Source organism: Actinoallomurus acaciae, assembly GCF_042429965.1.
GTDB lineage: Bacteria > Actinomycetota > Actinomycetes > Streptosporangiales > Streptosporangiaceae > Actinoallomurus > Actinoallomurus acaciae.
This window is the reverse complement of record NZ_JBHLZP010000002.1, coordinates 61,004-82,109: the sequence shown is the minus strand read 5'-3', so window position 1 is coordinate 82,109 and position 21,106 is coordinate 61,004. Positions and strand designations below refer to the sequence as shown.

Genomic DNA, 21,106 nt, shown 5'->3' with positions numbered 1-21,106 from the left:
GCGCGGTGAGGGCGGGCACGCCGAGTGCGGCGCCGACGTCGAACCCGACCTCGCCGGGCAGCGGCACGGCCTGCTCGGCGGGCACGACGGTGAACTCGGCGGCGGTGCCGGTGGGCCGCCCGGCCGCGGCCATGTAAAGCCAGACCCGTTGACCGACCCGCTCCTGGTCGCCCCCCTCACCGACGGCGTCGATCGCGCCGGCACCATCCAGGTGCGGGGTGACCTCGGGGAACCCCATGGGCCCGGTGGCGCCGGAGCGTGCCTGCCAGTCGGCCGGGTTGACGCCGGACACGGCGACCCGGACACGAACCTCACCGGGGCCGGGCACAGGCGGGTCACGGTCGACGAGTTGAAGCACGTCGGGACCGCCGTTGTCGCGGTAGACGGTCGCCTTCATGATTCGTCCTTACGCTCATCGATGCCGGTGCCACGGCGAAACAGGGCGTCCATCCCCGCACCCGTTTCCTCGCCGCCTAGGGCCTGTCTCGGTTGGGTCGTAGGTTTTCCACAGCCGTGTGTGTGGTCTTTCTTTGGGGTGTGGGGGGCTTGACAATGGAAGTGGGGTCGGCGCCCCCTGGGAGGGAGGGGAGTGTCTGGGAGGGAGGGGAGTGTCTGGGAGGGCGGGGAGTGTCTGGGAGGGCGGGGAGTGTGTCCCGGGCGGCGGGACTTCGGAACGCGCCCTAGCCGATCGGGACTTCGTTGGAGCGGGACTCGACGGCGTCGAGGGCGGCGCGGGCGGCGTCGTCGAAGGTGAGCTCGCCGACCGCCATGTTGGCCTCCAGGTGGGCGGCGTCGGCGGTGCCGGGTATGAGCAGGACGTTCGGGGCGTGGTGGAGCAGCCAGGCGAGGCCGACCTGGGAGGGCGTCACGCCCAGCGACTCGGCCACGGCGTGGACCGCCGGCTCCTCCGTGACCTTGGGCAGGCCCGGAAAGGCCCCGCCGAGCGGGAAGAACGGCACCCACGCGATGCCCTCGGCCACGCACAGCCGCAGCATGTCCTCGTCGGCGCGGGAAACGAGGCTGTACGCGTTCTGTACGCAGACGATGCCGGCCGGCAGGGCGCGGCGCAGGCCGTCGACGGTGACGCTGCTGAGGCCGATCGCGCCGATCTTGCCCTCGTCGCGCAGTGCGGTCATGACCGCCAGCTGGTCGTCGATGTCGACCACCTGGTCGCCCTCGGGACGGAGCCCGGGGCCGGAGTCGAGGCGCCGGAGGTTGACCACGGGGAGCCGATCGACGCCGAGGCTGCGCAGGTTGTCCTCGACGCTGGCCCGCAACTGCTCGGGCCGCTGCGCGGTCCGTAGCGGCAGCCGCCCGCCCGGGTCGGGGTCGGCGCCGACCTTGGTGACGACCAGAACGCCGTCCTCCGCGCGGAGCGCTTCGCGGATCACGGCGTTGGCGAAGCCGAAGCCATAGAACTCGGCGGTGTCCACGTGATTCACGCCCAGCTCGACCGCGCGGCGTACCAGTGCGACGGCCTCGTCGCGGCGGTCGCGCAGGCGGTCGAGCTGGGCCGCGCCGTAGCCGACCCGGGACACGGTGCGGCCGGCGAACGAAGCGGTAGGGGTGCTGATGATGTCTCCTCGGTCGGCGATCGCATCGGTGTGCGACATCGGACCGACACCGTACGAACATGGAGTAACAGATGTCAATATTTGTCACCACAACCAGAGGTGGCGGCAAGTGAGCTGACGGCCTTTGACGTCTGTCAGTCCGTTGCCGTACGTTCGCGGCTGCGGAGGCCTGGTGACTGGGCACGACAGCCTTGAAGCGGCGGCCTCATACCAGCTCGACGGGGAGATCTGATTGCGCGGGGAGCCACTCGACGCTGAGACGATCATGTCGGCCACCGAGGAGGTCCTGCGCCGCCACGGCCCGGAGAAGACCACGGTCCTCGATGTCGCGAGGCTGCTGGGAGTGAGCCACGGGAGCGTCTACCGGCATTTCCCGTCCAAGGCGGCGCTGCGCGAGGCCGTGATACGGCGCTGGCTCGACCGGGTGCAAGAAGATCTCGCCGCGGCGATCCGAAGTCCCGAACCGGCCGCGGCCGATCGGCTACGCGGCCTGCTCACCACCATGTTCGCGGTGAAGTGGGCGAAGGCGAGGGAGGACCCGGAGCTGTTCGCCACCTTCCGGGTGCTGGCGGCGGAGCACAGCACCGCGTCCTCCGCCCATGTCGCCTTCTTGCTCGCTCAGATTCGCGGAATCGTCGTCGACGGCATCGCCGACGGCGAGTTCGCGGCCTGCGAGCCGGAGGTCATCACGCGGGCCATCTTCAACGCGACCAGCCGCTTCCACGATCCGACGCACGCCGCGGAGTGGCAGTCCCCCGAGGTCGAAGCGGAGTCCGCGACCGTCATCTCGCTCATCCTCGACGGCATCCGTACGCGCTGACGGCCGCCTCAACCGGTCTTGAACGGCGAGGCACGCGGATGGATACTACGTACCGTAGTACTACAAGAAGTAGTTAATGCCTGATGCCGGGCAGGTGACGGCCCCGGAACAGGCAGCCGCCCCATAAGAAGGTGGTCCAGATGACGAATTACGCTCGCCTGTACCGGCTACGGCTTACTCCCTGGGAACGCTACGGAAAGGCGGCGGCGGCGAGCGTCGCGGCTCTGCTGGACCGCGAGGAGGCCGAGCGGTCAGTCCCGCTCGGTCGCGCGCTCGACCTCGGGTGCGGCCGGGGACAGTTCACCCCGGACCTCGCGCGACGCGGATGGGAGGCCGTGGGCGTCGATTACGTGCCGGCCGCGATCGAGGCCGCCAAGAATCGCGGCGACGCAGGGGTCACCTACCTCGTGGGAGACGTGACGGACCTGCGGTCGACCGGCCTGGAGGCGTTCGACTTCTTCCTCGACATCGGCTGCTTCCAGGGCCTTGATGCCGGCCAGCGCGTCGCGGAGGGACGAGGAGTCTCGGCCCTTGCCCGGCCCGGCGCCACCTTGCTGATGCTCGCCTTCGGCCCCAACCGGATGCGATCCCGGGTCGGCGGGGTGTCCCGGGCCGAGGTCGAGGAGGCGTTCCCGCAGTGGGAGTTGCTCACGGTCGAACCCGCGGAGACCTCGGGCCTGGGTTGGCCCATGAACAGAACCGACCCGCAGTGGTACAGGCTCCGTCGACGGACTTGAGAACCCCGCATCCGGCGCGGGTGTGTCGTCAGCCGTGCCGGCTGACGCGCAATGTCCGCTTCGCTATCTTCGTTCCATGCACGGTGAACCCGGGGAGACCCTCGCCGGCCGCTATCGGATTCTCGGGCTCATCGGGCGCGGCGGCATGGGCCGGGTGTGGCGCGCGTACGACGCGGAGCTCGATCGCGAGGTCGCCGTCAAGGAGCTGCGGCTGTCCGACGAGATCGACGACGCCGAGCGGCGCGAGTGGTACGCCCGTGCCGCCCGCGAGGCGCGTGCCGCCGCCCGCCTGCACCACCCGGGCATCGTGTCCCTGCACGACCGGGTGATCGGCGACGACGGCCGCCCGTGGCTGGTGATGGAGCTGGTCGCGGGGCGGTCGCTGGACGACGTGCTGCGTACGGACGGGCCGCTGCCCGTACGGCGGGTGGCGGACATCGGCCGTCAGATGCTGGACGCGCTCGCCGCCGCGCACGCCAAGGGCATCGTGCACCGCGACGTCAAGCCGGCGAACGTACTGCTGGACGGCGACCGCGTGGTCCTCACCGACTTCGGCATCGCCGCGCTGGAGGGCGACGCCACGCTGACGAAGTCCGGCGTCCAGCTCGGCACCCCGGCGTACATGGCACCGGAACAGGTCCGCGGCCACGCCGCCACACCACGGTCGGACCTGTGGGCGCTCGGCGCCACCCTGTACGCCGCGGTCGAGGGCCGCCCCCCGTTCCAGGGCTCGACGCACGGCGCTGTCTTCGTCGCCATCGCCACCGAGGACCCACCCCCGCCGACCCGCGCGGGCCCCCTGACGGACGTCCTCACCGGCCTCCTCAGCAAGGACCCCGACGCCCGGCCCACCCCGGAGTCCGTCCGCGACCTCCTCATCCCGCAGGCCGCACCACCGTACGGTGGCCGGCCTCCGGCGAGCCCTGAGGCCACGCTTCCAGCGCCCGGCCCGCCACCCGAACCCGCACCGGTCCGAACAGCGGTCGGCCTCCGGCGGATCCTGAGGCCACGCTCCCGGCCCCCGACCCGGCGCCCGGTACGTACAGCGGTCGACCTCTGACGGGCTCTGAGGCCGCGCCCCCAGCCCTCGCCCCGAACAGTGGTCAGCCTCCGGCCGGTCCCCAGACCGGGCCGGGCGATGGCCCGGTTCCGGTGTCTCCCGCCCCCGGCCCGTCCCCGGGGCGTCCCGAGTTCGCGCCGCCCGGCTCGTCCGGCGGTACGGTCCGGGCGGGCACCGAGGTCCTGGACGAAACCGGAGGTCGCCCCCGGCGTGGGCGAATCGTGGCGATCGTCGCGGGCACCGTGGTCGTACTCGCCGCCGCCGTCGGCATCGCCGTACGGGCCGGGACCGGTGGCGCCTCCACTCCCACGCACCACCCGACCGCGAACCCGACCGCCGTCCCGGCCGACCGCGTGCTCGACACCGACTCGGCCGGCGTCTGGGGCGTGGCGTTCAGCCCGGACGGCAAGACCCTCGCCAGCGCCGACAACGACGACGCCGTCCGGCTGTGGGACACCGCCACGGGACGCCAGACCGCCCTGCTGACCGGCGGCAATGGCGACCCCGACAAGTCCCGGCACGTCGTGACGTTCAGCCCGGACGGGAGAACGCTGGCCGCCGAGGACGACAACGGCAGCATCCAACTCTGGGACGTCGCCTCCAGGCGGGTCATCGCCACCCTCACCGACCCGCAGGGCGAGAGCGCCACGTCCGCGACGTTCAGCCCGGACGGCACGACCCTGGCCGTCGCCTCCTTCTGGTTCGGCGACAACGGGGGGATCATCGCCGGAGTGCGTCTCTGGGACATCGCCACCCGGCGGAACACCGCCACCACCCCGACCGCGAGCCAGTTCATCTTCGAGCCCGCGTTCAGCCCGGACGGCCGGACGCTGGCGTACGGCGACGGCGACCACATCCGTCTCTGGGACGTCCCCGGCCGCAGACTGAAAGGCCCGATCAACGCCCATCGCGCCGTCGACGCGGTGGCCTTCAGCCCGGACGGGAAGACCGTGGCCAGCGCGGGCGCCAAGGTCAACGTCCAGACCTGGGACGTCGCCACGCACAAGCCCGCCGAACACTTCGCCGGCGGTACGAGCGGCAAGGTCGCGTTCAGCCCCGACGGCCGTTACCTGGCCGCCTCCGACGAGGAGAACGGCCCGACCGCCACGGTCTGGGACGCTCGGACCGGCAAGCAGATCCACGCGTTCGGCTCGGCGACCGGTTACTCGGTGGCGTTCAGCCTGGACGGCAGGACGCTGGCCGGCGGCGGCTCGGACGGCCGCATCCACCTGTGGCGGCTCTGACGCCTCGGCTCGTACGCGCCCGCGTGCCCGGTCAGCCCGGGAGCCGGATGCGACACGTCACACGGCGGCGATGCAGTCCACCTCGATGTCGAACGGCCCCGGCCAGGCCGGGACGCACACGAAGACGCGTGCCGGCGGATCGGTTGGGAAGTAGCGGGCGTAGACGGTGTTGACCGCGGCGAACTGCTCGACCGAGGTGCAGTACACGGTGCATTTGAGCACGTTGTCCAAGGACGATCCGGCCGTGTGCAGGCAGAGCTTCATCTGCTCCAGGACCAGTTCGGTCTGTCGCTCGATGGAGGCGTCCTGGACGACCTCGCCGGTGTCGGGGTCGAAGGGCGGGAAGCCGGAGACGTACAGGGTGTCGCCGCTGCGGGTGACGGCCGACGTCGGCGCCTTCCACCGTTCGAGGTAGGTCGACAGGGGCTCGACGCGAACGGTCTGTCGTGCCATTGCGGTTCTCCGATCAGGATCGCCAGCGCTGGATCAGCTCGTGGTTCATCGTTGTCATCCCCTTCGCCGCCTCGGTGGTCCGCAGGCCCCCCCGGGTCACCACGAGGCGGCGTCGACATAGGGCCTGGTCCAGACGGTGACATGCAGCATCACGGACTTGGTGAAGGCGGCGTGCATGCGGTCGACCTGCTCGGGTGAGGCGCCTTTGGCGGCCAGGTACTCGCGTGCCGTGGCGATCACGACGGCGGTGAAGCCGAGCAGGTACCGCATCGGGATGTGGTCGAGCGAGTCGGCCCGGTCGGTCTTGTTCTTCTTGGCTCGTGTGTGCCGCAGCCCGATCTCGTGCTGGTAGTTGAGCCAGTCCTGATCGAGCGGGCGGGTGCAGGCGTCGATGATGAACCGGTCGAAGCGGGGCTTGCTGGCGGCGCCGTACTCGGGGTTGGGCGTGCCGTCGGGGTGGCCGGAGTACGGGCGCATGAACGGCAGGTCGCCGAGCCGTGCCCGGTAGGCGGTGACCATGTCATCGGCCTGGTCGGCGAGGATCTCACCTGCCTCGCGGAGCGCCTCCTCGTCGTCGGGCGTCAGCCAGACCACGGTCTTCAACCGTTCCAGGTCCTCCAGGCTCAGCGGTGACGTGGCGGCTTCGGTGGTGCCGTAGGTGTAGCCCGGGATCCGGTCGGGGTGCTCGACCACCGGCTCGGGTGTCGACATATGCTCACTCATCGTAATCCTCCCTGTTCACGGCCATACCCGCATGCTAGGCGCGGGACGATTCGACGACGGCCGAAGCGTCCCGTCACGAAGAGGCGGGTCAGGCCGCGGGGAACAGGGGCCAGCCGGCCATCAGACCGCCGTCCAGCGTGAGGGTCTGCCCGGTGACGTAGGCGGCCTTGTCCGAGCCGAGGAACATCACGGCCTCGGCCACCTCCTCCGGACGGCCGGCCCGGTGCATCGGCAGGACCGAGTTGACGGCGCCGCGTACCGCATCGCTGCCGGTGACCCGTTCGTACATGGCGGTCTGGGTGAAGCCGGGCGCCACCACGTTCACGCGGATGCCGTGGGGCGCGCCTTCGAGCGCGGCGGCCTTGGTGATGCCGATGATCGCGTGCTTGCTGCCGACGTAGAGGGTGGAGTCGGGGAAGCCCATCTGGCCGTAGGTGGAGCTCGCGTTGATGACGCTGCCGCCGCCCTCCTGCCGCCTCATCACACGGAACTCGTGCTTCAGGCTCAGCAGCGTGCCACGGACGTTGGTGTCGAAGGTCGCCTCGTACGCCTCGCCGGTCACCTCCGTGACCGGGCCGGGGCTGCCCTCGGTGCCCGCGTTGTTGTAGGCGACGTCGATGCGGCCGAATCGTTCGACGGCACGGTCGATGAGGTTCTCCACCTCGGCGTCGAAGCGGACGTCGGCCTTGACGAACTGCGCCTGGGCGCCGAGGTCGCCGAGCTCTTCGACCAGGCGCTCGCCCCTGTCCTGGTGACGGCCGGAGACGACGACGTTCGCCCCGGCGCGGGCGTAGGCGACGGCGGTGGCCCGGCCGATGCCGGTGAGCGCCCCGGTGATGAGAATGACGGGAGAAGCCATGAGGAGCTTCCTTCCGGTTGGTCCACCGGATGCCGGCCTGTACCGGCACGCAGCAGATTGGGGTGCAGGACCCAGAACGTACGACGCATTACTTTGGGATGTCAAACCCAATCTGGCGTACGATGGAGCCATGGCCGACCAGACCAACGCCCCCCGGCGACTCACCCGCAAGGGACAGGAGACGCGCAAGCGCATCCTCGGCGTGGCAGCTGATCTGATCTTGAAACAGGGCGTGGCCGGCACACAGATCGACGAGGTACGCAGGTCGGCGGGGGTCAGCGGGTCACAGATGACGCACTATTTCGACGACAAGCACACGCTCGTCCGCGACGTGATCGCCTGGCAGGCCGAGAACACGCTGGAATCCCACCGGCATCCCGCCCTCGGCCGGCTCGACACCTTCGAGGCATGGCGATCGTGGGCCGAAATGATCCTCGAACGGCAGACCGAGCGCGGGTTCCGCGGCGGTTGTGAGTTCGGATCGCTGGCCGGTCAGCTGGTCGAGTGCGAACCCGACCTGCGCCCCGACCTCGCAGCAGGGTACGAACAGTGGCGTGACCTGTTCCGCGAGGGCCTGCGGCTCATGCGCGACCGTGGCGACCTGCTCCCCACCGCCGATCCCGACATGCTCGCGAACGCACTGCTCGCGGCCCTGCAGGGCGGTCTGCTGCTGGCCCAGACGTTGCGTCGCGCCGAACCACTGCGCGACTCGCTACGGGCCGCGGTCGCCCACCTGGAGACCTTCGCGGCAACGCCCTTGAGCCGCGAGGACTGATCCGCCGCGGCCTGGGCGGGTCACGCGAACGGCGGCGGCACGACGGGAGTCATCATGAACAGCGCCTATGAGCGCGGTTACCGGTTTCTCGCTCATCGCGATCCAGTCCTCGCGCGCCTGGTGGAGGAGTACGGTCACCCGGACCCGTTCGAGTGGCACGACGGCGGCCGTACCGGATCAAGCAATTTCGCGGCGATGACCCTGCATATCGTCGGACAGCAGATCTCCGCCGTGGTGGCGTTCGTCGTCTTCGACCGGATCGCCGCCGCGACCGGCGGCATTCCCACACCCGATGGCGTCATCGCGCTGGGAACCGAACGGTTGCGCGAGTGCGGACTGTCACGGGCGAAGGCGGCCTATGTCCTCGACCTCGCCCACCGGCAGACGAACGGTCTCATCGACATTGAGAACATGGCCGACCTGGACGACGGCACGGCCATAGCAGCGTTGACCGCCGTCAAGGGCATCGGACTGTGGTCGGCGCAGACGTTCCTGATCCACCAGCTGCACCGCGGCGACGTCCTGCCCGCCGGCGACGTCGGCATCCGCCGCGCCATCGGCAGGGCGTGGCAACGCCAGAGCCCGCCCGCAGTGGAGGAGGTACGGAAAATGGCGACCGCGTGGGCGCCCTACCGGACGTATGCGGCCACGCTGCTGTGGAGTTCCCTACGGCCAGCAGGCGAACTGGCCGACCCCAAGGCCCGCGCCCTGAGCCGGGAGACCGCCCTCGGAGCCGCAGAAAAGGCACGTAAAGAACCCGGATCAGACCAGAGGTCCTGAGAGGCCCCTCTGCGTCCGTCCTGTCGGCGCCGGGTCGGCTGGAGGTCACGTCTCGTCGAGTTGCCGCAGGTACTCGGTCAGTTCGGGAACCGTCGGCAGCATTTGCGGGTCGACGCTCTTCCGGATCAGACCGGACTCCTCGTCCCCGCGTTGCCCTTCGAGGATGACGACGACGAAATCGCGCGGAAGCGAGCCGTGGACGCCGCCCCGGCGCGCTGTCGTGGTCATCGCTCTGCAGACACCGGCCATCGCGGTGTCGTGCGCCGTCTCCAGCGCGTCCATCGCCGCGTCCTGTTCGGCCTCGGTGGTGGCGGGCGCCAGGTACTCCTCGGCGAGACGCCGATACCACGGCGACATCGCTTCACTCGCGGCGGCCAGGACGTCCCACCGCCACTCAGGCGGCGCGAACCGTGTGGAGTACCCGGCGTCATCGCGCACCGCCGACTCAGCGTTGGCGGCGAGGGCCGGTGAGAGGATCTCCTCGCCGTCCAGGTAGAAGAGATGGAAGGCCGCGGCATACAGCCGCTCGTCTGGAAACTCCGTCGCGAGGTCGGTCAGGGTGCGGCATCCAATGTCATGCCATGCCGTCTCGAAGGCGCTCCAGTCCATCGCCGCATGCTATCCGGCTTTTCCGTCGGCCGTGGTTCGCTGGTTGGCGTTGAAGCGCGCTTTCTTCTGACGATTCCCGCACGTGTTCATGTCACACCATCTGCGGGTGCGACTTTGGCTGGTGTCGAAGAAGGCGGCTCGGCAGGTCGGCGATGCGCACAAGGCCAATTTTCCGTCTCGTTCACCCGCGATGATGCTGATCGCGTCGGCGGCGATCACGCTCAGAGCGTCTTCTACGCGGGAAGCCGAACTGAGCTGCCATTGACGATTTCTCTCGGGCGTCAGGACGGCCGCGGCCCGTCCCTGAATGCTGCAGTCATTGATGACTTGAACGGCGGGCGCGGGGAGAGGGTCCTGGATCGCGGTCGCCGTCGCGGCGGCGTGAATTGATTCCCTCAGTTCTCGGGCACGTTCGAGTTGGGCGGTGGTGCAGGACTCCACGGCGAGGCCGTTCACCGCCAGCCAGTCGATGAGTCGCTGCGGCGTGGGAATGCGTTCCACCGGGTCACCACGACGCTCCGTCAGGGTCCCGGTGAAGCTGGTCGCCAGCACCTTGCCGAGACGGAAGCCAGGGGGCCGAGCACTCATGGAACCACCTTAGCGGGTTGCACGCCGACATCAGGCGATGTTAGAACCGTCTTAGACGGTTCCACAATGACCAGGAGGTCTCATGCCCACACGTTGGTTCGTCACCGGCATCGATCGTGGCGTCGTCATCACGGCGGCTCACTCCGGCGGCGACGCCTCATGAACCGTCCGACCGGCGACGTACGGGCATTCGAAGCCCATACGACCGACGCCGACCTCGACGATCTGCGCGCGCGACTGGCCGCGGCGCGGCTGCCGGAGGCCGAGACGGTCCGTCGCACCGCGCCCGGCCCTCGCCGATGGGAACAGGGCGTTCCTCTCGCCGACCTCGTCGACGTCGTGGACTACTGGCGCACCGGGTACGACTGGCGGTCGTTCGAGACACGCCTCAACCGGATCGGCCAGTTCCGCACGACCATTGATGGTCTGGGAATCCACTTCCTGCATCGCCGATCCGCCCGCGCGGATGCCACTCCTTTGATCCTGACGCACGGCTGGCCGGGCAGCATTGCCGAGTTCATCGATGTGGTGGACGAGCTGGCAGATCCGCAAGACGCGGACGCACCGGCGTTCCACGTCGTGGTCCCGTCGTTGCCAGGCTTCGGTTACAGCGACAGGCCGGCCACCACCGGGTGGGGGATCGAGAAGATCGCGGCCGCCTGGGTGGAACTGATGGGAAGGCTCGGCTACCGCAGGTTCGTCGCCCACGGCGGCGACTGGGGAGGCGTGATCACCACGGTCCTCGGCGGCAGGTTCCCGGCGCACGTTCTCGGCATCCACACAACGTTCGCGCAGGCGCCGCCCGGACTGACGACGGACGGGCTGACGGCGGCCGAGCGCCGGTGGACCGAGGACACCCGCGATTTCTGGCACCACCGCGCGGCGTACGCGAAGCAGCAGGCGACCCGGCCGCAGACCATCGGCTACTCGCTCGTCGACTCACCGGTCGGGCTTCTCGCCTGGATCCTTGACAAGTTCGCCGAGTGGACAGATACCGAGGACAGCCCGTTCGAGACGATTTCCAGAGACAGCATTCTTGACGACGTCACCCTGTACTGGCTGACGCGGACCGGCGCATCGTCGGCCCGCATTTACTACGAAAGCCACAACTCGCTCGACCCCGGACTTCGGGTCGACGTCCCGTCGGCAATCAGCATGTATCCCCGCGACATCGAGAAGTATCCGCGCCCCTGGGCACAGGAGCGGTACCGGCAGATCGTCCGATGGAGGTCGCCCGAAGCCGGGGGACATTTCCCGTCGCTGGAGGTCCCCGGGTATTTCGTCAAGGACCTGCAAGAAGGCCTCGCGGCGGTACTGGCCGCCAACCGGTGACCCCGACCGCCCCGCGCGACGCGAAGCGGGGCAGGGGCGAGGTCGGACCGTCGGCCTCAGAGGAACCGGCCACGCCACCGCCGTCGCCCGGCGCGGTACACGACCGCGGCCTACCCGACCGTGATCGCGCGGCGGGCGGCCAACTCGGCGATCTGGACCGCGTTGAGCGCGGCACCCTTGCGGAGGTTGTCGCCGGAGACGAAGAACGCGAGACCTCGGTTGCCCGGGACGCCCTCGTCCTGCCGAATCCGGCCGACCAGGCTGTGATCGGTGCCGGTGGCCCGCAGCGGCGTCGGCACGTCGACCAACTCGACGCCCGGCGCCCGGCGCCCGGCCGAGCAGGTCCCGAGCGCGGGCGGGGGTGAGGGCTTCGGCGAACTCCGCGTTGATCGACAGCGAGTGGCCGGTGAGCACCGGGACGCGCACACAGATGCCGCTGACGGGCAGGTCGGGCAGTTCGAGGATCTTGCGGCTCTCGTTGCGGAGCTTCTGCTCCTCGACGGTCTCGCCCCGCCCGTCGTCGATGAAGTCCCCGGCGTGGGGAAGCACGTTGAACGCGGTGGTGGCGGGGAACTCGGCCGCGGGCGGGAACTCGACGGCGTCGCCTTGGTGGACGAGCCCGAGCGGGTCCTGCGCCATCGCGGCCCCCAGCTCGGACAGGAGTGCCTCACCTCCCGCCAGCCCGGCTCCGGAAACGGCTTGGTAGGTGCTGATGACCAGGCGCTGCAGGCCGGCCGCGTCGTGGAGGGCCTTGAGGGTGGGCATCGCGGCCATGGTGGTGCAGTTGGGATTGGCGACGATGCCCTTCACGGCCTGGTCGAGGGCGTGCGGGTTGACCTCGCTGACGACGAGGGGGACGCCCGGATCCATACGCCAGGCGCTGGAGTTGTCGATCACCAGCACGCCGGCCGCCGCGAACCGCGGCGCCTGTGTGCGTGACATGGCGGCCCCCGCGGAGAAGATCGCGATGTCCAGCCCGCCCGGGTCGGCGGTGGCCGCCTCTTCGACGGGGATCTGGGCGCCGTTCCAGGGCAGGGTCCTGCCGGCGCTTCTGGCGCTGGCGAAGAAGCGGATCCGATCCACGGGGAACCTGCGCTCCTCAAGGATCGCCCGCACGACCGCGCCGACCTGACCGGTGGCGCCGACGACGCCGATGCTGAGGCCCATCTCAGTGTGCTCCTGGGGGTGTGGCGGTGTCTGCTGCGGAGGTTCGGCGGCCCAGCCATTCGGCACCGGTGAGGGCATAGATCACGGTGTCACGCCAGCCCGTCTGGTCGTGGCGGTCATGGTGGAAGGTCCCTTCTTTGCGCATGCCGAGCCGTTCACAGAGAACAAGAGACTGCGCGTTGGCCGCGTCCACGGTCGCGGCGATCCGGTGCGCGCCAAGCCCCGTGGCGAGGTCGAGGAGGGCCGCGGCCGCCTCGCGCGCATACCCGCGCCCTTGGAAGTCCGGGTGCAGGACCCACCCGACCGCGACCTGGGCATGGGCGGCACTGCTGAGGATGAAGGTGAGGTCGCCGATGACCCGGTCTCCCCCACCTCTGCCGAGGCTCGGTTCACCGAGCAGCACGATCGCGAGGGCGACCGCGTCCCCGTCGCCGCCCAACGTACGCTGCGCCGCACGCAGCGCGGTGTGCTCATGGCTGGCTTCCCGGTCGCGCAGGGGCCAGGGCAGAAAGGCGACGACCTCCGGGAGCCGCTGGTAGGCATCGATGTCATCGGCGTCCTGCGTACGAATCGGCCGAAGGACCAGTCGATCGGTACGGATAGGCGACACGTCCAGCCCGGCGAGGTCGAAGGGCAGGCGTAGTTCTGGTGGGGTGCCGCTATGGGCCGTCGTGATCATGAATTCCCAGGTGGCGAGGTATACAAGGGCGAAGTCCTGCCGACCTTGCCACCAATGATCGATTCGATCCAGTTAATATCTCTTGGGGTAACCGTGTAGAAACGCTTATACAACAAGGTTCGATGGTTGCCGTGGTGACTCTTCCGCTGCCTGGAAGCGGGCACGACGGGCGCGCGAGGAGCCGTCCGGACGACATCTCCACCGGATCTTTCACGCGCCGAAAGGCCTGTCCCCGGCTGCTTCCAGAAGCCACACACTCAGGCGACGGTAACGGAGTAACTCGCCGCGTCACCGGCAATCGTGCCGCTGATCGTCACCGTGCCCTGCGATCCGACGGTATTCACCTGGCAATCGACGTTGGCCCGGTAGTTCTTCGAGTCAAGGGACGGGGCACTCCCTCCCGGCATATCGACCAAAGAGAGCACGACGACCAGTCCCAGGAACCCCAGCACGCCCAAGACGATGATCACGTGAGTCTTCCGCCTGGGACGCCGAGGCGAGCCGTACGCACCGTCGGCCATGGTCCACTCGTGAGTCGGCATCCCAGTCCCCCGTCACCCTGATCGATCCCGCTAGCCGAAATCAGCGCAGGTCAGTGTATATCTCAGCAAGTACGGCTTGATCTTGCCCGACCCGGCTAAATGATCTCCGGCGCCGGTCCATGGAAGCCCGGCACCCGCCGCGAACAACGTCGGCCGCGAAGGCGGATGGCGTCATCGCCCGACGACACCACCGACCGAGCTCTCGCGCCGACACCCGACCGAGTTCGACGCCGAACCAAAACCTCGCGCGAGAGCAAGGCACGCACGGCCACGCTCAACCCCGTCGAGTACACCGCGCCCCTCGCCCGACGCGGTCTACGACCTCCACCCCACGCCTCCACATGGCTCAACGGAGGCGTCCCACCCGCGCAGGTCGCCGAGCAGGCCGCGGCCATAGCCTCTCGGTCCTGCTGAAGGGATAAGGCTCGGCACGGTGCAGCCACCTTCCGCCGGCCATCGACGCCCAGACACAACCGAACATTTAACGAACAGCGCCCGTCCGCACAAGAGCTGCGAGATGGCGTGAGAAGGGTTTCACGCTGGTCAAGACCAAGGCTGATCAATGATTCATGTCTTCCTGAATTCAGGATTTCGTGTACTGTCGTTAACGTGCTGACCATTGCCTCCGACATCGAGGTGCTGGCCCGGTTCGGCCGCGCGCTCGCCGACCCGATCCGCTGCCGGATCCTGCTCGCCTTGCGTGAGGCCCCCGGCTACCCCGCCGACCTGGCCGACGCCCTTGGCGTCTCCCGTACCCGGCTGTCGAACCATTTGGCATGCCTGCGCGACTGCGGTCTGGTCGCCACGGTGCCGGACGGCCGTCGCACCCGCTACGAGCTCGCCGACGAGCGCCTCGGCCACGCGCTGGACGACCTGCGAACCGCCGTGGTCGCCGTGGCGACCGAACGCACGTGCCCCGACGCCGAGGCGAAGGGATGCTGCTGACCATGACCGCCGAGGTATCCCTGGGCCCGTCGCCGACCCGTCGCGACGCGCTCGCCCTCCGGATACGGCTGCTGGTGGCTGCGACCATGACCTACAACGTCACTGAGGCGATCGTCGCCATCACTGCGGGATCTCTTGCCTCCTCCACCGCGCTGGTCGGCTTCGGCCTGGACTCGGTGATCGAGGTGTCGTCGGCCGCCGCGGTCGCCTGGCAGTTCTCCGCCCGTGATCACGGCGTACGCGAGGCCCGGGAGAGGACCGCCCTGCGGACATCTCCGTCTCTTTCTTCGCGCTCGCCGTCTACGTCGGCGTTGACGCCATCCGCGCCTTGACCGGTACGGGAGAGGCCGAGCGTTCTCTGCCCGGCATCGTGCTCGCCGCCCTGTCCCTTGCGATCATGCCGGTCCTGTCCGCGGTCCAGCGCCGCGCGGGTCGTGAACTCGGCTCGGCCTCCGCAGTCGCCGACTCCAAGCAGACACTGTTGTGTACGTACCTGTCCGCTGTGCTCTTGGCGGGTCTGATTCTCAACGCGGTCCTCGGCTGGGCTTGGGCCGATCCGATCGCCGCGCTGTTCATCGCCGCCGTCGCGGTGAAGGAGGGCCGCGACGCCTGGCGGGGCGAGGCCTGCTGCGCGGTCCCCGCCGCCGCGGAGGCCGAGGCGTGTGGCCGCCGCCCCGGGTGCGACTGTTGCGGCTGATCACGCGCGGACGCCGACACGGGCCCCGGTACGTACCGGGGCCCTTCGCCCTCAAGCTGGTGAACCGCCGGTCGCGGGAGCGGCGAGGAGCTTTTTCTCCAGTTCCTCGGGCTCGAAGATCGCTTGGCTCTTGTACAGCGACGTGCCGTTGAGGAAGACGGTCGGCGTACCGGACAGTTTGCGCACGTCTCTGGCGTGGTCGGTCAGCTGGTTCAGCTGCCGTTGCCTTTGCAGGCCGGTGACACACCGTTCAAATGATGGTGTGGCGAAGCCGAGTTGCCGTGCCCAGCCGATGAGGCTCTCGTTAGAGAAACCCTTCGTCCCCTCGGCCGGCTGGTGGGCGTAGATCATGTCGTGGTAGTCCAGCCATTTGTGCGCCGGGGCGCACAAGGCCGCGTTCGCGGCGCGTTGGGAGTTGCCACGCATCGGTTCGGACTGGTGCCGGGACAGCCAGATCGACTCGTACCACACCGTGATCTTGCCGGCGGCGGCGAGCCTTTTGATCGTGTTGCCGCCGGACTTCTCGAACTCGTTGCAGGTCGGACAGCCGAAGTCCTCGAAGATCTCCACTCGTGGTCTCTTGGCGTCTACGCCTCCGACGATGATGGCGCCGTCCGCCTGGCGTGCGGCCGGTGAACGTGCCGCGCCGTAGGTGGCCTCACCCGTTCGATGAAAGACATACACGCTGGCCAGTACGGACAGCCCCACGACGGCGACGCCACAGCCGCCGATGATCCACGCTCGCGTTCGTTGTTTCTGCACACGGCCGATCTCGCCCATGCGTCCCCCCAGCAGTTGTGGTGAAAGCTCAGCCGGCACATGCTTCGCGCCCGGTCGATCAGGCGTGCCGGTGACCTGCCCGGGGCAATGCCCGGGCATCAGGCGTACTCAGATGAACCGTCCGATGGGGTACCGGCCGCGAGGAGCCACGTCCGATCACGCCGCAGCGGCGGAAGGGGTCCTCGCTCAGCAGCGGTAGACCTGCGATTGGGCCGGTTCGGGTTGCTCGGCGTCCTGCCGTGCCCGATCGGAGCGGAGCGTAGGTGAGCCCTGCCCCTCGACCATGAGGGCGAGCAGGGCCGCCTCACCGGACAGCCCGGCGGCGATGTGGTGCAGGGGCGACGCGGCAGCGCATGTTAGTGGCGCCTCCGCGCCCTTGAGGCCCGCGTCGCAATCGTCGAACGGCTGCGGGCACTCATCGGGGACATGGCCGTCCGGGGCCCGGCCTACGGCCTGAGCCGGGGGATTCGCCTGCCACACCTGGGCGGAGACCACAGCGGCACCCGCGCGATGGCCATGAGGTGTGGTCCCGTGCACGAGCAGCGTCACGGCGAGCAGAAGCACAGGTGCGACCAGACCCGCCACCCGCGTCATCAGCCGACCCGACACCCGCTCCTCGCCCCCTCCCCGGCTCGCAAAGTGACTGGGCACTACCCGCTGTAGCCAAGGTCGTTCCCGAGCCACGCAGGCGACAACCGTCGACCTTCCGCTTTTCAGAAGTGACATCACGCCTGATCGGGGCTGCCCGAACCGAGGACAGACGGTGGCCGACGTATGTCGGCGTGGTGGCCGGGCTGGGACTTTTGAATAGGCGTGCCGATCTCAACGGCCAGCGGGTTGCCTTACCGAGACCTTGACGTCGGTCGCTCACATTGCGGCTATTGGCGCTACACCGCCGCCTCGGCGCAATCGACATTTCTCGGCTCCGGTTGCTGCGTCGGGCCAAGCGATGCCTGAGCGATATCGTCCTGCCATGCCAAGTTCCGCAGAACGGACTATCGCAGGGCGTTACCGGCTGCTGGATGCGCTCGGTCGCGGCGGGATGGGGATCGTCTGGCGCGCTCGGGATGAGTATCTCCAGCGTGACGTCGCGGTGAAGGAGATCCTGCTCCCCGGTGGTCTGGATGACGCATCCCGTACGGGCTTGCTTGAGCGATTCGTTCGTGAGGCCAGGGCCGCCGCCCGCCTCGATCATCCGGCGATCATCGCCGTATACGACGTGGTCACCGAGGATGATCTGCCGTGGATCGTTATGCAGCTCATACGCGGCAGGTCCCTCGACCAGTTGGTCAGCGAACACGGCCCGCTCCCCGCGGAACGCGTCGCGGCGATCGGCCTGCAGATGCTCGATGCGCTGGACACCGCCCACGCTGCGGGAATCCTGCACCGGGACGTCACACCGAGGAACGTGTTGGTCGGCGATGACAATCGCATCGTCCTGACCGACTTCGGCATCGCGGCGATGGCGGGTGCGACCGCGCTGACCCAGACCGGGGCGCTGATCGGTTCTCCCGGGTACATGGCGCCGGAACGCCTACGTGGGCGCCCGGCCGGCCCCGAGTCGGACCTGTGGTCGCTTGGCGCCGTGCTCTACTTCGCCGTCGAGGGCAGGCGCGCCTACATCGCCGATGAGGTCCCCGTTCTGATCGGCATGGTCCTCAGTGGAGAACCTGAGCCGCCGACCAGGGCCGGACCCCTCGCGCCGGTCCTGAAGGATCTCCTGACCAAGGATCCGGCCACCCGGCTGAGCACCGAGGTCACCCGGCGGCGGCTGCGAGCGGTGACCGAAGCAGGCGACACCGCAGACCGCGCGCTGAGGGAGCCCACCACGGTGACCCCCGCGTCTTGGTCACAGCCCGAGACGTACGGGGAAGCGGAGAGGCCTTACGGCCCGGTGCCCGTAGAGCCCGCATACTCCGGCGGTCGGCCTCCAGCGGGTCCCTACAGGGCGGGAGCAGCCCCGTACGCGGTGGGACCCTCCGTCTCCTCTCCCCCGGGGTTCGTTCCGGGCACGCGCCCGGCCAAGGCGAATGTCTCGGCGAAGCCATCGATGATCGCTTTGACCTGTGCACTCTTGGTATTCGTGGGTGTGGCCGGCGTTGTGGTGAACCTTGCCTGGAACCCGTTGGGCATCGTCGGCGAGGGGAAATTCTCCACGGCTCCGCCCTGCGGCGGGATTACCTCGGCCGTCCTCGACAAGGTGATCCCGCAGCCACGCCATGCGGTCGGCGACCACTGCGAATGGTGGAGTCTGGCTAATGGGAACCTCGACCTTCAGGTCCTGTCCACCACTCGGTACACGCGGTCCTGGTGGCATTCGGCGGCAGACCGCGCGCACTCCGGGATGAACAGGCTTCGCTCTACCGACCAGTTGAGAGATGAGTTGGTCGTCGGCGACGAGAAGGCGATCACCAGGGAATCCGGCGAAGAATCGAACGGCAGTGGCGCGGTCGTCATCTGGTTCCGGGTGGACAACCTCGTCGTGAAGATGATGCTCACCGACCCGAAGGGCTCAGCGAACGCATACTTCGGGGTGATCGGTGCTGCGCGCGACATTGTCCGATCCCTCGCGAACCAGCACTGACCGGCAGCCCCGGCGCGCCTGCGCCAGGCTCGGACTCGCCGCAGCATCGGACCGTACTAAGCCGGCAATCGATCCCGCAGAGCCGCTGGGATGTCCGCTCGCCCGCATACAGCGAAAGCCTCGCCGCACGCCGTGCAACTGCTCTCGATATCCCAACGGGGCACATCATCGAGCAACGCTTGTACGCCGCCGCAGCTCCACCCATTGACGGCGGGCTCGGCGTGCCTGCCGTACCTGCTGGTGCGCAGCTTCGATTGGGCGCCGCCCGCCTCGACGCGGCGCCGTGACTCCCGCAGCACGACCGTAGAGCCCCCGAAGGTGTCTGTTGCCACGAGCGCCTCTGCGGCCGCCAGTCGGACCACCATGCTCGCCTTCTCGACGTTGGGGAACACAGACGCGCTCGCGATGAGCCGCCGGATATCGCGGGGTCGGCCACCAGCCCGGTGGCGTGCTGCTCGCCTATCGCCCCCGGCACCGCCGTACGCATGCCGATATGGGTATATGATGACGACCATGGCACGAGCAGCGACGACGTCGGACGTCTTCAACGCGATCGCCGAGCCGCAGCGCCGGGAGATCCTGATGCTGCTGCGGGCGGGCGAGCGGCCGGTGACCGAGCTGGCCCAGGAGCTGGGGATGACCCAGCCGGGGGCGTCCAAGCACCTGCGGGTGCTCCGGGAGGTGGGGCTGGTGCGGGACCGCAAGGCGGGCAAGCAGCGCCTGTACGGCCTTGACGCCCGCGGGCTGCGACCGGTCCACGAGTGGACCGGCGGGTTCGAGCGGTTCTGGAGCGAGAGCTTCGACCGGCTGGACGCGTACGTGCAGGACCTGAAGCAGGCAAGGCAGGAGGAGTAGCTGATGAGCGAGATGGGACGAGAAGCGCCGGCGCAGTCCGCGACGGCCGACCGCGAGGTTGTGATCTCCCGGGTCATCGACGCCCCGCGAGAGCTGGTGTTCGAGGCGTTCACCGAGGTACGGCACCTGTCGCGATGGTGGGGGCCCGAAGGGTTCACCACCACTACCCAGTCGTTCGAGTTCCGAGTCGGCGGAGAGTGGGACTTCGTGATGCACGGACCGGACGGGACGGACTACCAAGAGTGGATCACCTGGACCGAGCTCGCCCCGCCGGAACGGATCGCGATGCTGCACGGTGAGACTCGCGACGACCCGAACGCCTTCGAGTCGGTCCTGACGTTCGAGCCCGACGGTACGGCGACCCGGATCGAGATGCGCACGGTGTTCCCGACCAAGGAGCTGCGCGACGAGGCGGTCGAGAAGTACCACGCGATCGAGGGCGGCCGGCAGACCCTGAGCAACCTGGCCGCCTACGTCACCGAGAAGGGAGCTGAGGACTGATGCCCGGGAAGGTGTTCTTCAGCGTGTCGATGTCGCTGGACGGGTTCATCGCGCCCGGGTCCCTCGGCGACTTGATGGGGCAGCAGTGGATGGAACTGCAGCGGTGGATCTTCCCACAGCGATTCTTCCGGGAGAACCTGAAGCTCGGCGGGGGCGGCGAGGAAGGGCGCGACAACGACATCGTACGGGAGACGTTCGAGCGCACCGGCGCGAGCGTGATGGGCAAGCGCATGTTCGACGCCGGCGAGCAGATGTGGCCGGAGGAGGCACCGTTCCACACGCCGGTGTTCGTCGTGACGCACGAGAAGCGTGACCCCTGGGAGCGGCCGGGCGGGACCACCTTCCACTTCGTCAACGACGGCATCGAGTCCGCGCTCGACCAGGCCCGCGAGGCCGCCGGCGACCGGGACGTCCGCATCGCGGGTGGCGGCGCGACGATCCTGGAGTACGTGAACGCCGGCCTGATCGACGAGTTCTCGATCGCGCTCTCCCCCGTACTGTTCGGCTCCGGAATCCGCCTGTTCGAGGGCGTGGACGCGGACCGCGTGGCCCTGGAGCCGGTCCGCGCGGAGCCGACGCAGCGGACGACCCACCTGACCTACACAGTCCGGGAGCGGTAACCGTCTCGACCTCAGCGCCCCTCCGGGACGGACCTTGCGGCGTTGCCGGGGAACTTCCTCACCGGCTCAGACTTTCGTCAGCGAGTCGCCCAGGGCCCTGGCTCCGCGCCGCAGGTGTCGCGACCAGCCCCGAGACGCAATGGCCCAGGGCTGTCTCTGCAGGTCATGTATAACGGGGTCGG

General features: G+C 69.0%; 26 protein-coding genes and 1 pseudogene. 14 read left to right on the top strand and 13 right to left on the bottom strand.

The genetic code is table 11. The features are described 5' to 3' along the window. Positions 1-397, bottom strand: a 397-nt coding sequence (locus tag ACFFNX_RS00995) for an alcohol dehydrogenase catalytic domain-containing protein (protein WP_378193514.1), incomplete at its 3' end; no start/stop codon positions are given. A gap of 283 nt (positions 398-680) precedes the next feature. Next, positions 681-1,613 (bottom strand): aldo/keto reductase, encoded by a 933-nt coding sequence (locus tag ACFFNX_RS00990; protein WP_378193511.1) that lies wholly within the window; start codon positions 1,611-1,613, stop codon positions 681-683. Between the two features lie 193 nt (positions 1,614-1,806). Between ACFFNX_RS00990 and ACFFNX_RS00985 the strand changes: the two genes are divergently transcribed. The 4 genes from ACFFNX_RS00985 (at position 1,807) to ACFFNX_RS00970 (ending at position 5,435) form a co-directional block, all read left to right on the top strand. Then, positions 1,807-2,394 carry a TetR/AcrR family transcriptional regulator gene (locus tag ACFFNX_RS00985; protein ID WP_378193508.1) on the top strand — a complete coding sequence of 196 codons (588 nt, stop codon included), beginning with the start codon at positions 1,807-1,809 and terminating at the stop codon, positions 2,392-2,394. Between the two features lie 140 nt (positions 2,395-2,534). Continuing rightward, complete coding sequence (locus tag ACFFNX_RS00980) at positions 2,535-3,131, top strand: class I SAM-dependent methyltransferase (RefSeq protein WP_378193505.1); 597 nt, start codon at positions 2,535-2,537, stop codon at positions 3,129-3,131. Positions 3,132-3,207: 76 nt separating this feature from the next. Next, positions 3,208-4,191, top strand: coding sequence for a serine/threonine-protein kinase (locus tag ACFFNX_RS00975; protein WP_378193502.1), 984 nt, complete (start codon positions 3,208-3,210; stop codon positions 4,189-4,191). Between the two features lie 221 nt (positions 4,192-4,412). Further along, a complete protein-coding gene (locus ACFFNX_RS00970) occupies positions 4,413-5,435 on the top strand; it encodes a WD40 repeat domain-containing protein (protein WP_378193499.1) in 1,023 nt (340 codons plus the stop codon). A gap of 57 nt (positions 5,436-5,492) precedes the next feature. Here the strand turns inward: ACFFNX_RS00970 and ACFFNX_RS00965 are convergent, their stop codons facing one another. From ACFFNX_RS00965 to ACFFNX_RS00955, 3 genes are all read right to left on the bottom strand, one after another. Continuing rightward, complete coding sequence (locus tag ACFFNX_RS00965) at positions 5,493-5,888, bottom strand: RidA family protein (RefSeq protein WP_378193495.1); 396 nt, start codon at positions 5,886-5,888, stop codon at positions 5,493-5,495. Between the two features lie 96 nt (positions 5,889-5,984). Next, entirely contained in the window at positions 5,985-6,611 is a 627-nt protein-coding gene (locus ACFFNX_RS00960; protein ID WP_378193492.1) for a protoglobin domain-containing protein, read from the bottom strand. Positions 6,612-6,699: 88 nt separating this feature from the next. After that, positions 6,700-7,470 carry an SDR family NAD(P)-dependent oxidoreductase gene (locus ACFFNX_RS00955; protein WP_378193489.1) on the bottom strand — a complete coding sequence of 257 codons (771 nt, stop codon included), beginning with the start codon at positions 7,468-7,470 and terminating at the stop codon, positions 6,700-6,702. Positions 7,471-7,600: 130 nt separating this feature from the next. Between ACFFNX_RS00955 and ACFFNX_RS00950 the strand changes: the two genes are divergently transcribed. Beyond that, the gene (locus tag ACFFNX_RS00950) at positions 7,601-8,245 is read left to right on the top strand and encodes a TetR/AcrR family transcriptional regulator (RefSeq protein ID WP_378193486.1); all 645 of its coding nucleotides are present in this window, start codon (positions 7,601-7,603) and stop codon (positions 8,243-8,245) included. A gap of 54 nt (positions 8,246-8,299) precedes the next feature. Then, complete coding sequence (locus ACFFNX_RS00945) at positions 8,300-9,025, top strand: DNA-3-methyladenine glycosylase family protein (protein ID WP_378193483.1); 726 nt, start codon at positions 8,300-8,302, stop codon at positions 9,023-9,025. A gap of 45 nt (positions 9,026-9,070) precedes the next feature. Here ACFFNX_RS00945 and ACFFNX_RS00940 read toward each other — a convergent pair whose 3' ends face one another. Both ACFFNX_RS00940 and ACFFNX_RS00935 read right to left on the bottom strand, forming a co-directional pair. Continuing rightward, complete coding sequence (locus tag ACFFNX_RS00940) at positions 9,071-9,634, bottom strand: DUF4303 domain-containing protein (protein ID WP_378193481.1); 564 nt, start codon at positions 9,632-9,634, stop codon at positions 9,071-9,073. 9 nt (positions 9,635-9,643) lie between these two features. Next, positions 9,644-10,222: a CGNR zinc finger domain-containing protein gene (locus ACFFNX_RS00935; RefSeq protein ID WP_378193478.1), complete on the bottom strand. Its 579-nt coding sequence runs from the start codon at positions 10,220-10,222 to the stop codon at positions 9,644-9,646. Positions 10,223-10,381: 159 nt separating this feature from the next. On the opposite strand from ACFFNX_RS00935, the gene ACFFNX_RS00930 reads away from it, so the two are divergent. After that, positions 10,382-11,554, top strand: coding sequence for an epoxide hydrolase family protein (locus ACFFNX_RS00930; RefSeq protein ID WP_378193475.1), 1,173 nt, complete (start codon positions 10,382-10,384; stop codon positions 11,552-11,554). Between the two features lie 110 nt (positions 11,555-11,664). On the opposite strand, the gene ACFFNX_RS00925 is transcribed toward ACFFNX_RS00930, so the two are convergent. The 4 genes and pseudogenes from ACFFNX_RS00925 to ACFFNX_RS00910 form a co-directional block, all read right to left on the bottom strand. Beyond that, positions 11,665-11,853, bottom strand: a complete 189-nt coding sequence (locus ACFFNX_RS00925) for an Asd/ArgC dimerization domain-containing protein (protein WP_378193472.1) — start codon at positions 11,851-11,853, stop codon at positions 11,665-11,667. A 79-nt stretch (positions 11,854-11,932) separates the two neighbouring features. Continuing rightward, positions 11,933-12,721 (bottom strand): annotated as a pseudogene (locus ACFFNX_RS00920) (aspartate-semialdehyde dehydrogenase); the annotation flags it as partial. Between the two features lies 1 nt (position 12,722). Next, positions 12,723-13,400 carry a GNAT family N-acetyltransferase gene (locus ACFFNX_RS00915; protein ID WP_378193469.1) on the bottom strand — a complete coding sequence of 226 codons (678 nt, stop codon included), beginning with the start codon at positions 13,398-13,400 and terminating at the stop codon, positions 12,723-12,725. 257 nt (positions 13,401-13,657) lie between these two features. Continuing rightward, positions 13,658-13,870 carry a hypothetical protein gene (locus ACFFNX_RS00910; protein WP_378193466.1) on the bottom strand — a complete coding sequence of 71 codons (213 nt, stop codon included), beginning with the start codon at positions 13,868-13,870 and terminating at the stop codon, positions 13,658-13,660. A gap of 681 nt (positions 13,871-14,551) precedes the next feature. Between ACFFNX_RS00910 and ACFFNX_RS00905 the strand changes: the two genes are divergently transcribed. From ACFFNX_RS00905 to ACFFNX_RS52335, 3 genes are read left to right on the top strand one after another with little or no spacing between them, the layout of a single operon-like run. Beyond that, complete coding sequence (locus ACFFNX_RS00905) at positions 14,552-14,887, top strand: ArsR/SmtB family transcription factor (protein WP_378193463.1); 336 nt, start codon at positions 14,552-14,554, stop codon at positions 14,885-14,887. A gap of 2 nt (positions 14,888-14,889) precedes the next feature. After that, positions 14,890-15,219, top strand: coding sequence for a hypothetical protein (locus ACFFNX_RS52340; protein ID WP_446678498.1), 330 nt, complete (start codon positions 14,890-14,892; stop codon positions 15,217-15,219). After that, positions 15,216-15,584 carry a cation efflux transmembrane domain-containing protein gene (locus ACFFNX_RS52335; protein ID WP_446678497.1) on the top strand — a complete coding sequence of 123 codons (369 nt, stop codon included), beginning with the start codon at positions 15,216-15,218 and terminating at the stop codon, positions 15,582-15,584. The genes ACFFNX_RS52340 and ACFFNX_RS52335 overlap by 4 nt, the downstream gene beginning before the upstream one ends. 51 nt (positions 15,585-15,635) lie before the next feature. Here ACFFNX_RS52335 and ACFFNX_RS00895 read toward each other — a convergent pair whose 3' ends face one another. After that, on the bottom strand, positions 15,636-16,364 hold the full coding sequence (locus ACFFNX_RS00895; protein WP_378193459.1) for a DsbA family protein: 729 nt from the start codon (positions 16,362-16,364) through the stop codon (positions 15,636-15,638). Between the two features lie 186 nt (positions 16,365-16,550). Beyond that, complete coding sequence (locus tag ACFFNX_RS00890; RefSeq protein WP_378193456.1) at positions 16,551-16,973, bottom strand: hypothetical protein; 423 nt, start codon at positions 16,971-16,973, stop codon at positions 16,551-16,553. Positions 16,974-17,337: 364 nt separating this feature from the next. Between ACFFNX_RS00890 and ACFFNX_RS00885 the strand changes: the two genes are divergently transcribed. The 4 genes from ACFFNX_RS00885 to ACFFNX_RS00870 all read left to right on the top strand — a co-directional run bounded on the left by ACFFNX_RS00885 (position 17,338) and on the right by ACFFNX_RS00870 (position 20,924). After that, on the top strand, positions 17,338-18,948 hold the full coding sequence (locus tag ACFFNX_RS00885) for a serine/threonine-protein kinase (protein ID WP_378193453.1): 1,611 nt from the start codon (positions 17,338-17,340) through the stop codon (positions 18,946-18,948). A gap of 513 nt (positions 18,949-19,461) precedes the next feature. Continuing rightward, positions 19,462-19,803: an ArsR/SmtB family transcription factor gene (locus ACFFNX_RS00880; protein ID WP_378193450.1), complete on the top strand. Its 342-nt coding sequence runs from the start codon at positions 19,462-19,464 to the stop codon at positions 19,801-19,803. 3 nt (positions 19,804-19,806) lie between these two features. Beyond that, positions 19,807-20,304: an SRPBCC family protein gene (locus tag ACFFNX_RS00875; RefSeq protein WP_378193447.1), complete on the top strand. Its 498-nt coding sequence runs from the start codon at positions 19,807-19,809 to the stop codon at positions 20,302-20,304. Next, on the top strand, positions 20,304-20,924 hold the full coding sequence (locus ACFFNX_RS00870; RefSeq protein WP_378193444.1) for a dihydrofolate reductase family protein: 621 nt from the start codon (positions 20,304-20,306) through the stop codon (positions 20,922-20,924). Before ACFFNX_RS00875 ends, ACFFNX_RS00870 begins: the two co-directional genes overlap by 1 nt. Positions 20,925-21,106 lie beyond the last annotated feature (182 nt).